The 13,902-nt window shown below is 48.6% G+C and carries 12 protein-coding genes and 1 riboswitch; all 12 genes read left to right on the top strand.

The window, feature by feature from the left end; genetic code table 11:
- Positions 1-26 precede the first annotated feature (26 nt).
- The 12 genes from JET16_RS03070 to JET16_RS03015 all read left to right on the top strand — a co-directional run bounded on the left by JET16_RS03070 (position 27) and on the right by JET16_RS03015 (position 13,901).
- The gene (locus JET16_RS03070) at positions 27-518 is read left to right on the top strand and encodes a DinB family protein (RefSeq protein ID WP_199614105.1); all 492 of its coding nucleotides are present in this window, start codon (positions 27-29) and stop codon (positions 516-518) included.
- 112 nt (positions 519-630) lie between these two features.
- Positions 631-1,494, top strand: a complete 864-nt coding sequence (locus JET16_RS03065) for a GNAT family N-acetyltransferase (protein ID WP_199614104.1) — start codon at positions 631-633, stop codon at positions 1,492-1,494.
- 219 nt (positions 1,495-1,713) lie between these two features.
- A riboswitch (cyclic di-GMP riboswitch) is annotated at positions 1,714-1,806 on the top strand.
- 65 nt (positions 1,807-1,871) lie between these two features.
- Positions 1,872-3,509 (top strand): GspE/PulE family protein, encoded by a 1,638-nt coding sequence (locus tag JET16_RS03060; protein WP_199614103.1) that lies wholly within the window; start codon positions 1,872-1,874, stop codon positions 3,507-3,509.
- Positions 3,510-3,529: 20 nt separating this feature from the next.
- The gene (locus tag JET16_RS31035) at positions 3,530-4,354 is read left to right on the top strand and encodes a response regulator (protein ID WP_199614102.1); all 825 of its coding nucleotides are present in this window, start codon (positions 3,530-3,532) and stop codon (positions 4,352-4,354) included.
- A 199-nt stretch (positions 4,355-4,553) separates the two neighbouring features.
- Positions 4,554-6,146: a response regulator gene (locus JET16_RS03050; RefSeq protein ID WP_199614101.1), complete on the top strand. Its 1,593-nt coding sequence runs from the start codon at positions 4,554-4,556 to the stop codon at positions 6,144-6,146.
- Between the two features lie 16 nt (positions 6,147-6,162).
- The gene (locus JET16_RS03045) at positions 6,163-7,899 is read left to right on the top strand and encodes a cache domain-containing sensor histidine kinase (RefSeq protein ID WP_199614100.1); all 1,737 of its coding nucleotides are present in this window, start codon (positions 6,163-6,165) and stop codon (positions 7,897-7,899) included.
- 118 nt (positions 7,900-8,017) lie between these two features.
- Positions 8,018-8,929: an ABC transporter permease gene (locus JET16_RS03040; protein WP_199614099.1), complete on the top strand. Its 912-nt coding sequence runs from the start codon at positions 8,018-8,020 to the stop codon at positions 8,927-8,929.
- Positions 8,923-9,783 carry a carbohydrate ABC transporter permease gene (locus tag JET16_RS03035; protein WP_199614098.1) on the top strand — a complete coding sequence of 287 codons (861 nt, stop codon included), beginning with the start codon at positions 8,923-8,925 and terminating at the stop codon, positions 9,781-9,783. Before JET16_RS03040 ends, JET16_RS03035 begins: the two co-directional genes overlap by 7 nt.
- Positions 9,784-9,856: 73 nt before the next feature.
- Positions 9,857-11,425, top strand: coding sequence for an extracellular solute-binding protein (locus tag JET16_RS03030; protein ID WP_199614097.1), 1,569 nt, complete (start codon positions 9,857-9,859; stop codon positions 11,423-11,425).
- 12 nt (positions 11,426-11,437) lie between these two features.
- Complete coding sequence (locus JET16_RS03025) at positions 11,438-12,229, top strand: phytanoyl-CoA dioxygenase family protein (protein ID WP_199614096.1); 792 nt, start codon at positions 11,438-11,440, stop codon at positions 12,227-12,229.
- Between the two features lie 323 nt (positions 12,230-12,552).
- The gene (locus tag JET16_RS03020) at positions 12,553-13,404 is read left to right on the top strand and encodes an NAD-dependent epimerase/dehydratase family protein (RefSeq protein WP_199614095.1); all 852 of its coding nucleotides are present in this window, start codon (positions 12,553-12,555) and stop codon (positions 13,402-13,404) included.
- A 338-nt stretch (positions 13,405-13,742) separates the two neighbouring features.
- Entirely contained in the window at positions 13,743-13,901 is a 159-nt protein-coding gene (locus tag JET16_RS03015) for a hypothetical protein (RefSeq protein WP_199614094.1), read from the top strand.
- Position 13,902 lies beyond the last annotated feature (1 nt).

The following is a 13,902-nucleotide window of genomic DNA, read 5'->3' as shown; positions in this document are numbered from 1 at the left end:
ACATAATTTATTCGGGAGGGATTTGTATGGATAAGAAAGCATTTTTGCTGCACGGGTGGGATATTTGCTATGACAAGGAAGACTGGTATCCGCCGTTGGCCGAAGCGCTGAAAGGGGTGACGGCCGAGCAGGCAAATTGGAAGCCGGAAGGAGCTTCGATCAATACGATCTGGGAGAACGTCCAACACTTGATGTTCTACAAGGAAAGATTTTTGAAGCGGTTAACAGGAGAAGAAAAGGAATTCCCGCAAGGAATAACGAATGACGACACGTTTGCCGCCGCATCCGCCGACCCGTCGGCTTGGGAAGAAACGGTGCGTAAAATGGATGAGATTCACAAATCGATTCGAGGCATTATCGTGGGATACGGCGATGACGACTTGGAGCGGGAAATCCCGAAGCGGCCGGTGGGTACTTCGTTGTTCAGTCTTATACTTCATGATGCATATCACACCGGCCAAATCATACAGATCCGAAAGCTCCAAGGTTCATGGCCGTCAAACCGCTCATACGAGTAATCCGCCTAAGGAGTGAAACGATATTCCTAACATAACTGTTCGCCCTATCCGTACTTACGAGGAGCTCGACCGCTTTGTTCAATTCGGAAACGATGCCGGCCGGGCGCTTGATATGAAACGGTATGCGGAAAGCATGTTTTCGGCCGGAAGCATGAGGATTGACTGGTGTTTTATCGCCGAAACCGGAAATCGAATGGTTGGCCGGGCAGCGTTCTGGACATTGCCAACCTTAGATAAACCTCTGGATTTGGTGTTATTGGATCTGGATTGGGAAAACGAAGACCACCTTGCTGCAGGAACTAAATTTTTGGAACAAATGACTGCAAAAATGCGAGAGCTGGGAGCTGAAGAGACAGGGTACGTTCTTGATTCACCTTCTTGTTGGCCGCAATGGCAGCACTTTCCGGAAAAACGGATAATATTGCTTAAGCAGATCGGTTTTAAAATACAGCGTGAAACGTACCGGTTTGAATGGAACGATAAAGCCGCGCTCTCCGCGATATCCCATGATTTAATATTTCGTACGTTTACCGAAGCAGGCGAAGCACGGTTTGTCGAAGCGATCAAACGCGTAACCGAAGGCACGCTGGACCGCCGCTCACAACGTGACCGGGAATTGCTGGGCGAAGAGATGGAAGCTCAAAGCATGTTTGAGGATCTTACGAAGATGGAATATGACCCGGCATGGTGGCAGCTTGCTTACGCTCATGACGGTCAATTGATTGGATTGGTGATGCCTGCGAAAAGCCCGACTTTTGCCACCATAGGGTATATTGGTGTTGTTCCTGAGTATCGGGGAAAGGGTTTCATCCGGCTATTGCTCCATCATGGAACCGAAACGTTGATTAATGCCGGAGAGACAGCCATACGCGCTGACACCGACGTGAATAACATACCGATGGCCAATGCTTTTAGAAAAATCGGATATGTCCAATTCTGCAACAGGCGGGAATATAGTCTGAAACTGAATCGTTAGAACTCCAGTACGAACGAACTATGATGGTCTACGGCATTTTCCAATCTATGCCTAATCATATTTCATAATGTAAAAAAATTCGACAATATTCAGGTCTATGGGAGTAATATTTGCAAATGAGGCCTAATTCCAACTCCGTTCTATTTGCCTATTTCTCTAATCTTTCCTACTGATATAATAGACTTAGATTTAAAGATCGTTAACGTTCGAAACCAAGTATATGAATAAAGGCAAACCTGTTACGAAAGTCAGGGACGCAAAGCCACGGATCTACATCATCGTTATCGATGACATGACCGCCGGGTTGCTCGCGATGCTTGGTTTTTTGTTGTTAAAAAAACCTCTTGCCGCAGAATTCCTTGAAATAGGAGGCCACTATGAGAATCGGCGAACTTTTGAAGATGAATAACCTTATTACGGAAGAACAGCTGATAAAGGCTTTGGATCAACAGGTGCATTCATCGACAAAGCTCGGCGAAATCTTGGTGGATCAAGGGGCGATTACGGAGTTGCAATTGTCGGAAGCGCTTGAGTTTCAGCTTGGCGTCCCTGTCATACATCTGAACGAAGCGATCATAGAGAAAGATGCGGTTCAACTGATCGATAAAGAGTTGGCCGCAAGACGGAATGTCATACCGGTTGAACGAAGAGCAGGCAAAATAAGGTTAGCCATGCTTGATCCGCAGCATCAAGAAACGATCGATGAAGTTCGGGCAGTTACCGGGATGAGCATTCAACCTTTGATCGCCATGCGATCCGAGCTGCAGCAGATGATAAAGCTTCACTACGGCGACGACGAGAGCGAACAAATATTGACTGAACTGCTAACGGAATGTCTAAACGACAAATCGAACGAGATTTTCTTGGATCCGCAAGAAGCCGGGCTGGTTGTCAAATACAAGCTGGAAAGCGGGTTGAAAGCGAAAAAGAAAATCGCGAAAGATAAACAGCAAGCTCTTATTCATCATATTAAAAGATTGGCGAAAATTCCCTCAACCGATTCACTATTGCCGCATGAAGGTCGATTTGCGACAACAATCAATGAGCATGCATGCGATGTAACAGCTTCAACGCTTCCGACGCTTCACGGGGAGAATGCGTTTCTAAAAATAAAGAAACGGTTACAAGAAATTAGCGCATTATCCGAGCTTGGCTTTTCGGAGGAACAGCTGGGAGAATTGAAGAACGCGTTGCAGCGCCGGAACGGACTCATTCTTATCTCAGGTCCGTCCGGCAGCGGCAAAACCGGAACTCTTTATTCCACACTTGCCCATGTCAAGAAAGACGAACTGCAGATCAGCACGATTGAAGATCCGATTGAACACCGGCTGGAAGGAGTTACTCAAGTCGAGGTCAATGAACGGGCAGGTTTAACGTACGGACGAGGTCTTCAAGCGATATTGCGGCAAAACCCCAACATCGTAATGGTTGGAGATATGAAAGGCGTCGATACCGGCGAGATTGCGGTAAAAGCGTCACTCACGGATTGTTTGCTGATTGGAGCAATAGAAAGTGCGAGTATGATCGAAACGATTAAACGGTTTGAAAAGCTCGGGATCGATTCAAGACTCGTAGCTTCCTCACTGGTTTGTGTCGTTCACCAACAGTCCGTTCGCCAAGTATGCAGTCAATGCGCTCAGAGCGTACCGATGACGGATGAGGAGACGAAGCTGTTTGAAGAGCATAATTTGCTGCAGCAAGAACAAGAACAAGCGAGCAAGACCGTCTTCGGTAATTTCCGTACCATGGTAAGCGCACATTTCAACGGGAAGATGGTCGTAACCAGGGGGAGCGGCTGCAGACTTTGCAGCAATAGCGGCTATCGCGGACAAACGGTCTTATATGAGGTATTAACGATCGATGAGACGCTGCGCAAACTGATCTCTCAACAGCTTCCTGTCGTCGAATATGAAGAATATTTAAAGAAAAAAGGTCACAAAACAATGTTTTATGACGGATTGTTCAAGGCGAGAAGCGGCAAAACGACCGTTGATGAAGTGTTGAAAATCAGGTAAGCGAAGGGGAGGGTACGATAATGTCTTACAGTGTTCTTATAGTAGATGACACGAATTTTATGCGAAAGATGTCCGCGGATTACTTGAAACAGTTCGGTTACACGGTTGCGGGTGAGGCGGCGAATGGCCGGGAAGCCGTAGAGCTGTACGTAACTCTTAAACCGCACATCGTCATGATGGATTTGACGATGCCGGAGATGAACGGGATCGAAGCGATCAAGGAAATAATGAAAATCGATCCTAAAGCCGTTGTGTTGGTTTGCTCGGCAAGCAATCAACAGGACTTAATCTTCGACGCTTTGGACGCAGGCGCCAAAGGGTACATCATGAAGCCTTTCAAGCCGGATCGTATGAATGAAATTATTCGTAAATACGCCGTACCTTATCTTGCGGCCGAAGCTATTGCATCCCGAACGGTACATACACCGGAAGATGACGACGTTTCTCTTGAAATCGCCGCAACAACGGAAACCGTCCTAGAAGACCGGCAGGACATAGAAGGGGAAGCGGATGTTCCGGATGTTCGGCAGGAAGTTCAGCAAGTTCAAGCAGTTCATGAAGAAGAGGAAGTTAGACAATATAATCCGGCGGAGGAAAAACCGATGGAACAGCCAAGAAAGTCCAGACCTAGTTTCGTCACAAGCTATATGTGCAATTGGGATGAGGAGATTAACGGCAGTGCGGTAACCTATCATGTCGTATGCACTGAGAATGAAAATAAAATGTTGGTCGAGATGCACGGCGAGAATCAGGAGAAACAAGCCATCCAGTTTTCGTTGGACGGTTTCCGCGAACTGATTCATTGGCTGGACAAGCAGCTAGCGGATAAACGGGGAGTCAGTTAGTGAATATAGATTTAAAGCGCAGATCCTGGGAAAATAATCCCAGGGTCTTTTGTTTTTATCAGTTTTCGTACATTTTTGCGGACTTTGTGCATAGATCAAGATAGGATTAACATCATATAATGACTAATTGCAATGCAATCGCTTACTCGAATGGAATTAATACTTGATTTCCCCTTAGTATGATGAAAGGAGAAAAACGATGGCGGATAAACCGATGACGGTGCTGGTGGTCGATGACGAAATCCCGCTGCGGCAGGAGCTTCGGGCTTTTCCGTGGGAGTCGTGCGGGGCGGTGGTCATCGGAGAAGCGGAGAATGGCGAAGATGCTTTGCAGAAGTGTCATGAACACGTCCCCGATGTGGTCGTAACGGACATTGCGATGCCGATTATGGATGGTCTGACTCTCATACGCGAACTGCGAAGCGCCTATCCTTCCGTTCAAGTCATATTGTTGACTTGCCATAGCGAATTTCAGTACGCGCAAGAAGCGATCCGCTTAGGCGCGCTGGAATACATCTTGAAAGTGTCCATGGACGAGGCAGAGTTGAAGCAGGCGCTGATGAAAGCGAAACAGGCATTTGAGCGGGAAAGAAGTGTTCGAAACAATGAAAAATCGAAACGAAGAACATTGCAGTCCAAGTTGGTCGGAAACCTATTGAAGGAGCTGAATAATGCCGATTCCTACACAAAGACGGACGTTTCTCTCAGCGATTCGGATTGGGGGCTTCTCGGATTAGGAACCGAAACTCTTTGCCGTATTGTACGCTTGTTTATCGACATCCCAATCGGCGAATTCGTGTTCGTTCAAGAGGATATACAAGCCGTAATTGATACCTTTGAGAAGGAGTATCCGGACTGTGTCGCGTGGGTATCCGTTACAGGAGACGAACTTTTCATTATGTTCTCCCGTTCGGGCAGCGTGGCCGACATGGAGCGGATGGTGGAACGGTTGTTCCGGCAGCTGACATCCGAATATGAACGGAATGTTTGCAACGCCGAAACGGATCTGATTATGCATGCGGTGATTAGCGAACCGATTCGGAACAGGACGGACTTTATCGAAGCCCTGTATACGACCTCGTTGTGGAAAGAGGCTCGATTTTATGACGGGGATACAAGTCGGAATATATTTGATGGCGAACCGATTCCAATGGCGGAAATGACGGATGAGCACAAGAAGCAGTTATTTGAAAATATCAGGAAAGCAAGCTGGGATACGGATAAATTATGCGCGTACTTTCAGCATGATTTTTCCGTTTGGTGCGTAAAACAGCGCATCCGTCCGAACCAATTAAAACAATGGCTGTTTAATTGGCGGCTGCAGCGGCTGCATGAACAAGACGGTCTACTCAAAGACGGATCGATTCATGTTCAGCTGACTGAAGCGCAGACGCTCCGGAGTTTAATTTCATTGCTCGTGAAGGACTTTCAATCGGCAGGAGGAAAAGCGGAAAGAATGCGAGTGGAAATTCGGGAAGCCAAGCAGTGGATCAAAGACAATCTGAAGCAAGATATCTCAGTGCCGGCAATTGCGGAGCGCGTCGGTTTAAGTCCTCAGTACGTCAGCCGCTTGTTTAAAGAAGAAACAGGAGAGTCTGTGAATCGGTATATTACCCGTTTGCGGATGGAAAAAGCGATCGATCTATTAAAGAATACCAACAAGAAAGTATATGAGGTTGCAGAGGAGGTCGGGATTCCCAGCTACCGGTACTTCACCGTTACATTCCGCAATTGGACGGGAGTGGCGCCGACGGATTTCAAGAGACTTGGCGGAGCATCCGACAATTCTTAGAACGGAGGACTGCCGGATGAAGCTGTTTCATTGGTATACGGGGCTTGGACTTGCGACAAAGCAATTCATATATTTGTTCTTTGTCACACTGACATTATTTATGGTGCTTGCTTGGAACAATTTGAACGAAGCGGAAAGCCTGTTCAAAGAACAAGTGACTAGAGACGCGGAATTGCTGGTGGCGAGAACGAACCAATTCATTGATGCCAGCCTGGATGGTGTCGAAAATATCCTTCTGCTGTTATCGACCCGGCACGATCTACTTGCAGACGGGAACGAGCAAGCGGCCGTAGAAACTCTGCAAAAATATGCGAGCTATAACAGCTCCGTTGCAAAAACGCTGTATATCGTACGCGCAGACGGCAAAGTATACTCCAACTCACAAGTGTTCTATGAGGTCATCGGAAACCCGCATTTGAAGGAATTATACAATGCCGCACCCGACAATTACGGAGCTATCAATGTAAGCGAGCCATATTATTCTCCTATGTCGGGACAGACGATAGCTTATATGCGGCCGATAACGGACCGCTCGAACCAAGTGAAAGGCGTTGTCATTGCCGAGGTGAATTTGGAGCTGCTGACGTCCCGGATCGCGCCGATGATCTATCAGTCGTTCACGTTGATTACCGCCAACGGAAATGTCATCAACCGGTTGGATCCCCGCGATAAATTGCTGCCCTTTCAGCCGAAAACTTACCCTCCGGTACTGGAACCTTACTTTTCAAAACAACTCAAGGACCTGAAGGTCGGCGTGGGAAGCATTTACGGAAACAACGAACCCCTTATCGCCGTCAAATCGAATAAAAACCGGCTCGGATGGTCTCTCATCGCATTCATCGCCGAGGATTATTTTTATCATGACTTACAGCGGCTGTATAACAATTACCGAACGGCGACGGTTATATGGGTTATCATCCTTCTGATCAGCGCGTTCACGCTAAGCCGGCAGTTTACAAGGCCGATTCGCCGGCTTGTCGACAAGATGGACCGCTTGGACGACTTTCATGTCGTGCCGAAGCTGTCGGAAACGCGACGCGATGAAATCGGCCGTTTGGCCAAGAGCTATAATGCAATGCTGGAGCGAATCCACTATCTGCTGCAAGAAACGAAACGGGCGGAAGAGAGGAAGAAGGAATATGAACTGAAAATGCTTCGCAGCCAAATCGCTCCTCACTTTCTTTATAATACCCTTGCTTGTATAAGCAGTTTGGCCAAACAGCGAAAAATCGACGAGGTACGCGACACGATCCGTTCGCTTGTAAAATTGCTTTCGTTCAGTTTTGACAAAAACACGGAATTCGTTTCGATCGAAGAAGAGCTTGAGGGTCTTACGATGTATATGCAAATCCAGCAAGTCCGGTTTGGGACAAAATACGCCTATTCGTTCGATATCGATCCGAGTGTCATGCATTGCAAAATCTTGAAGCTGACGCTTCAGCCACTCGTGGAGAACGCGTTGTTTCACGGCATCGCCCCGAAAGGCGGAGGCAGAGTGACGATCAAAGGCCGCTCGGAGCAAGGAAAGCTGAGATTGTTCGTCCGGGACGACGGAGTCGGCCTGGCGCGTGAAAATATCCCGCTGCTGACGCAGCGGTCTGAAGCGGAAGCTTCAAAACACCGATTTACCGGAATCGGATTGAATAACGTCCATGAACGAATCCGGATTCACTACGGCAGTTCGTACGGGCTGCGTATCGGCAGTATGAAAGGGGTCGGAACGGTCGTCAGGATCGATCTTCCCTTGAGTTAGCAAAGATGTTATTTTTTCGAACACTTTTACACGTTTTCTGTATATCGGCGCAAAGAGTCAGTCAGTTATACTGAAACCGCTAAGTTGAAAGCGTATTCAAACTGATAAGGAGGATTTCATGGGCGCCGCAATGTGGAGAACGGTGTGGAAATTCCGGGCGTTCTATTTGATGTTGTTACCCGGCGTAATTTACTACATTATTTTTCGATATTACCCTATGTACGGAGTCATTATCGCTTTCAAGGATTTCGCCATTATGGAAGGAATTGCCGGAAGTCCGTGGGCGAGTCCATGGTATAAACATTTTCAAACGTTTTACAATTCGCCTTATTTCGAGCAGCTGCTCACCAATACGCTGTTGATCAGTTTTTATAAGCTGATCTGGGGTATGATTCCTCCGATCATGCTCGCGTTATTATTGAACGAATGCCGCATTCGATGGTTGAAGTCCGTTGTGCAAACGCTCACCTACATGCCTCACTTTCTTTCATGGGTTATCATCTACGGGATATTGCTGGCGTTGTTATCGCAAAACGGGGGACTCGTCAACCGATGGATCGTTGAGGCGGGCGGGGAATCGATTCCGTTCATGACTTCTACCGATTATTTCCGAAGCATACTCGTTGGCTCGGAAGTGTGGCAAAACCTAGGATGGGGCGCGATTATTTACTTGGCGGCCATCGCGGGGATCGACCCAATGTTATACGAAGCAGCGAGGGTCGACGGCGCTAGCCGTCTCCTGATGATATGGCACATTACGCTTCCCGGCATTCGAAATGTCATCATCCTGCTGTTTATTTTGAAATTGGGCCACCTCATGGACGCAGGGTTCGATCAAATCTATATTCTTTACAACATTCAAGTGTATCCTGTAGCGGATATTTTGGATACGTGGGTGTATCGAACAGGTTTGCAGCAAATGAATTTCAGCCTTGCATCCGCGGTCGGCTTATTTAAATCCGCAATAGGCTTGATTCTCGTCTTATTGGCGAACCGAATGGCAAAGAGATGGGGTGAGGGCATATGGTGAGAAGCTTGGAAGACAAAATTTTTAATACGTTCGTCTATTCGATTCTTGCCGTATGCGGTCTCGCCGCCATATTTCCGCTTATGTATGTCGTGTCGGTATCGATAACGCCGTTTGGGGAGGTGCTGCGTAACGGAGGATTCATTTTATTCCCGAGGGAAATCACTTTCTCCGCTTATCTAAAGCTGCTCACCGAATCGAATATTCCGCAGGCGTTCCAAGTGACCGTGTTTATCACCATTGTCGGAACCGCCGTCAATCTTGTGCTGACAGGATTGATGGCGTATCCGCTAAGCCGTAAAAACCTGCCGGGGAGACAAATATTTCTGCTCATGATCGTGTTTACCTTGTTGTTTAACGGAGGATTGATTCCGACTTACTTGACCGTGAAGGAGGTCGGGCTCCTCGATACGGTTTGGGCGATGATATTGCCGAACGCGGTATGGAGCTTTAATGTACTGATCATGAAGAGCTTCTTCGAAGGGCTTCCCGAGGAGCTGTTCGAGTCCGCCAGAATGGACGGGGCGAAGGAATTCCGTATCCTGCTTCAGATTGTGGCGCCGCTTTCCGTTCCGGTGATCCTGACCGTCGGATTGTTTTACCTCGTCGGTCATTGGAACGAATTTTTTCAAGCGATCTTCTATGTCACGGACCGAACGTTATTCCCGCTGCAGGTCGTTGTGCGCGAAATTTTGATGCAAAGCCAGCAGCCCTTGGAAAACGCGGAAAACATGATGCCTACGCAGACGATGCAGATGGCTTCGGTAATGATCGCCAGTTTGCCTGTCATCGTCGTGTATCCGTTCATACAGAAGCATTTCACGAAAGGGATGCTGCTCGGCTCGATCAAAGGTTAATTTGGGCGGCGCATTGTAACTGGCCAGCGATGCGGCGCTCATTCAATAAAAAACAATGAAGGGGTTAAAAGACATGCGGAAACTGACTGTTATCCTATTATCGTTCATCTTGCTGTCCGGTTCGCTTCTTGCCGGCTGCGGAGGTGGCGGAGGCGCCGAACAAACGGCGGCACCGGGTGCCGGACAATCGGATCAGCCCGGTTCAACAAATGAAGAGAGCGGCAAATCCGAAGTTGAGAATTCCAAAAAAACGATTAAACTCGAAATCATCGAACCCGGGAGCAATTTGCCGCCGCCGGACAAAGATATTATAAAGCAGCAATTGGATAAAGCGTTGAATATCGATTTGAATTTGACGGTGTACCCTTCGGGCGACGATTATAAAAACCAGTTGAACGTGCGGATGTCCTCCGGAAATTTCCCCGATTTATTCAGTTTGGACCGTACGCAGCTTCTGCAATTTTCGAAGCAAGGACTGCTCCTCGATTTGACGCCGTATATGGACAAATTGTCGCAAATGAAATCGTTTATCGGGGAAGACAGTTTGAAGAAGGGGATGGTGGGCGGAAAAGTATACGCGATCTCCAAATCGCCGCAAATACCGTATACTACGTATTTTATCCGGAAAGATTGGCTGGATAAATTGCAGTTGAAGGTGCCGGAGACGATCGAAGAATTGCTGGAGGTGTCCATTGCGTTCACGGAAGGCGATCCGGACGGAAACGGAAAGAAGGATACGTACGGGTTGACGGGCAGAAAACTCGAAGCGTTCGCTCCGGTGTTCGGCGCCTTCGGGGTAGGAATGCCGGTGCCCGCCAACTTCTACGAAAAAGACGGCACAATTGTCAATGCATTATACGATCCGGCGATGAAAGACGCGCTCGAGTTCATCCGGCAGATGATCGATTCCGGTTTCGTCGATCCCGAGCTGCTTGCGAACACGGCATTGCAGCATCAGGAGAAAGCGATCAAGGGACAGGTAGGCATCGTCTATATCGACTGGCCGGCTATGACAAAAGAACAATTTGTCGAACAGATCAAAACCGTCAACCCGAAAGCGGAATGGATTCAGATCGCGCCTCCGAAAGGACCCGGTGGACAATTCGACGGCCCTTGGGATATTGGAAATTCTCCCGGACGCTATGCGATTCCGAAAGCTCTCGAGAAAGATCCGGAGAAACTGCAGCGAATCTTCGATCTTCTCAATTATATTTCGGATCCGGATGGAGGATCGAATCTCGTTCAGTACGGAGTCGAAGGGACGCATTTTACGGTCGACGGCGGGAAGGTCGTTCCGACGGATAAAATCGGTGAAGTAGGCTACTCATGGCTGTATCAATTTACCGGCAGACCCGAAATGGAATATTTGCAGACGAAATTCGCTGCTCAAGCGGATTATATCAAGTTTGCCAACGATCAACCGCGCATCGAGGCATTGAACGGATTTGTCGACATTCCGGAAGGCTATTCCGCCGCGGATGCCGACCGGTACATCGAAGAGGAACTGGCAAAGTTCGTATATGGGAAGCGGACGCTGGACGAATATGACGCATTCCTGAACACGCTCGAAACGACGATGAATTACAAGGCTTTGTTGGATGCTGCCAACGAACAATTGAAAGCGCTCGGTTACGGTAAATAATATGGGATCAATATGGATATTACTGCGCTGAAGAAGCAATTCATGGGAGAAGGATTCTTAATTCTTCGCAACGTGCTTTCCGAGGAAAAAGTGAAGCGATTGAACGAAGCGGTCGATTCGGTGCTCGAAGAAGAAGAGGAAAGTCTCTCTTACAACATTTATAACAGTGTGGAACGGCATCCGGAGTTTTTATCTCTCATTGACGAACCCGTCGTGCTGCCTTTAATAGTGAACTTGTTAGGATACAATATTCAGCTTCATATCTCTCATTTGACGGTTCGTAAGCCTAATCCAGACGATTTGGAGACGAATACGAACAGCTTTATCGACTGGCATCAGGACGGCCCTCATCCGCAGTTTCCGAAGATCAACGGCATAACACCCACTTTCTATATCAAAACATGCTATATTTTGAGCGACATGTCCGAGCCGAACCGGGGCAATACGAAAGTAATTCCGGGGAGTCATAACAAGCCTTATAACCCGAACCATACCGATGTGCGGCAAAAGCTGAAGGAAGAGGTGCAGGTGTGCGGCAAGCCCGGCGATGTGTTTATATTTGCGCAAAACTTGTGGCATGCGGGTTCCCCGAATCATTCGGAATATACAAGACGCCAGCTGTTTTTAGGGTACAGTCCGATCTGGATGCGGCCGATCGATTATCATCAAGCTTCGGAGCGGCTGCTGAAGGACGCGGATCCGATTCGCCGCCAGCTCCTTGGCGCTATAAGCGACAACAAGTTCAAGTACTACGTGCCGGAAGAGTCGATGGTGCTGCTGAAGGCTTTGTATGTAGTTGAATAGGCGCCTGAATAGAGGTAAGAATTGCCGCTGCAGAGCGAATTCCGATATTTGTTGAAACACAGCGGCAAAAATTGCCGCTCCTCCGACAAATCAGGCGCCAAGAGCGGTTTAACCGTTGTGCAGCGGAAAAATTTGCCGCAACAGTGAGGAGAACAATAGTTTGTCTATTGTTGCGGCATAACGTACCGCTGCAGATGAAGGATGAACCAGAACCGCTGTACACGGGACGAACCGATTCCTCGCCAGCAAAATGTAGCGCGGTTTTCCGATTCAGATGTCACAAATCCGTGCTCATTCTTGTCTTATTTGCGGGAGGTGCGACTATGAAGATATTTGTTGCGGGAGCAACCGGCGTAATCGGACGTTCGCTGCTTCCTTTGTTGGTACGCAATGGATATGAAGTATACGGAATGACGCGTAACGAAGCGTCCAAGAGAGCCATGAAAGCAATGGGCGCGGCGCCGATCGTTGCCGACGCTTTGGACCGGGATGCGGTTTTCGCTGCACTTAGCAAGGTTCGTCCGGAAGTCGTTATTCATCAGCTCACATCATTAAGCGACTACAACTTGGAGGACAATGCAAGAATTAGAAAGGAGGGGACACGAAATCTGGTTGACGCTTCGCATTCGGCCGGCGTAAGGCGTATGATTGCCCAAAGCATATCTTGGACATATGAGCCGGATGAAGGGCCTGCGACGGAAGAGGTTCCGCTGGATGTTGAGGCTCAGGAGCCGAGAAAAACGACGGTAAACGGCGTTCTTGCTTTAGAGAAGGCGGTTGCCGAAATGTCCGAATACGTCATTCTTCGCTATGGTATGCTATACGGTCCTGGGACTTGGTATGACCGCAACGGCATGATTGCCGAAAAAGTGCGCCGAATGGAGATGAAAGCGACGGAGGGCGTTACGTCGTTCTTGCATGTAGAGGATGCGGCGCGGGCAGCACTTGCTGCATTGGAATGGCCGAACGGTCCCGTGAACGTAGTGGATGACGAACCGGCGCCGGGGACGATATGGCTCCCGGTATATGCGTCGGCGGTCGGTGCGCCGGAGCCGGAGTACGCACCGGGATGCAGCGGTTGGGAACGCGGAGCTTCGAATGCGAAGGCGAGAAGGCAATATGGTTGGGAGCCGGTGTATCCGACTTGGCGGGAAGGTTTCGAATCAAGCATATGAAACATGGCAGCTTGCCGGAGGAGACAGCCGGCAAGCTGCCATGTTTTTTAACTACACAAGTTAGAAGGGTTTGAACGGTTTATCTAATAGAACAATTACCAGCAGATCGAAAAGTACCAACGGAAATATGATCGGTGAAGAAGCAGGATTGTGGCGTGTGCTTGCGGAATGGGATAAGGAAGGTGCGCATTAGATAGGGCGCAGACAACCTATTTACACTTTGCCGGGGAAGTGAGACGATTGGACGTGGAGACGTTGCTTGCACGCATGACGCTTCGGGAAAAAATCGGACTGTTCCCGATATCCCGGCATACGTGGCAGCATACGAAGCGCGGCCGTTGGCACTCGAAAGCGCGGCGAAGGCGCTGCTGGGCATTATAGAGTTCTGCGGCGTACTGCCGGTGACGTTAGGTGATGCATATCCGGCCGTCAAGGCGGTGAATAAGCCGCCAAAGCCGGAATCGGCAATTGATCGAAACCCTCAAGGAGGGATATAAC

Source organism: Paenibacillus alkalitolerans (genome assembly GCF_016482785.1).
Classification (GTDB): domain Bacteria; phylum Bacillota; class Bacilli; order Paenibacillales; family YIM-B00363; genus Paenibacillus_AE; species Paenibacillus_AE alkalitolerans.
Note: the sequence above shows the minus strand (reverse complement) of the source record. Positions and strands in the feature narration are given on the sequence as shown.

Excerpts from the sequence above, each read along its gene's own strand:
- JET16_RS03030 (WP_199614097.1), top strand. The coding sequence starts at position 9,857 with ATGCGGAAACTGACTGTTATCCTATTATCGTTCATCTTGCTGTCCGGT.
- JET16_RS03050 (WP_199614101.1), top strand. The coding sequence starts at position 4,554 with ATGGCGGATAAACCGATGACGGTGCTGGTGGTCGATGACGAAATCCCG.
- JET16_RS03070 (WP_199614105.1), top strand. The coding sequence starts at position 27 with ATGGATAAGAAAGCATTTTTGCTGCACGGGTGGGATATTTGCTATGAC.
- JET16_RS03035 (WP_199614098.1), top strand. The coding sequence starts at position 8,923 with ATGGTGAGAAGCTTGGAAGACAAAATTTTTAATACGTTCGTCTATTCG.
- JET16_RS03045 (WP_199614100.1), top strand. The coding sequence starts at position 6,163 with ATGAAGCTGTTTCATTGGTATACGGGGCTTGGACTTGCGACAAAGCAA.
- JET16_RS03060 (WP_199614103.1), top strand. The coding sequence starts at position 1,872 with ATGAGAATCGGCGAACTTTTGAAGATGAATAACCTTATTACGGAAGAA.
- JET16_RS03065 (WP_199614104.1), top strand. The coding sequence starts at position 631 with ATGAAACGGTATGCGGAAAGCATGTTTTCGGCCGGAAGCATGAGGATT.
- JET16_RS03020 (WP_199614095.1), top strand. The coding sequence starts at position 12,553 with ATGAAGATATTTGTTGCGGGAGCAACCGGCGTAATCGGACGTTCGCTG.
- JET16_RS31035 (WP_199614102.1), top strand. The coding sequence starts at position 3,530 with ATGTCTTACAGTGTTCTTATAGTAGATGACACGAATTTTATGCGAAAG.
- JET16_RS03025 (WP_199614096.1), top strand. The coding sequence starts at position 11,438 with ATGGATATTACTGCGCTGAAGAAGCAATTCATGGGAGAAGGATTCTTA.
- JET16_RS03040 (WP_199614099.1), top strand. The coding sequence starts at position 8,018 with ATGGGCGCCGCAATGTGGAGAACGGTGTGGAAATTCCGGGCGTTCTAT.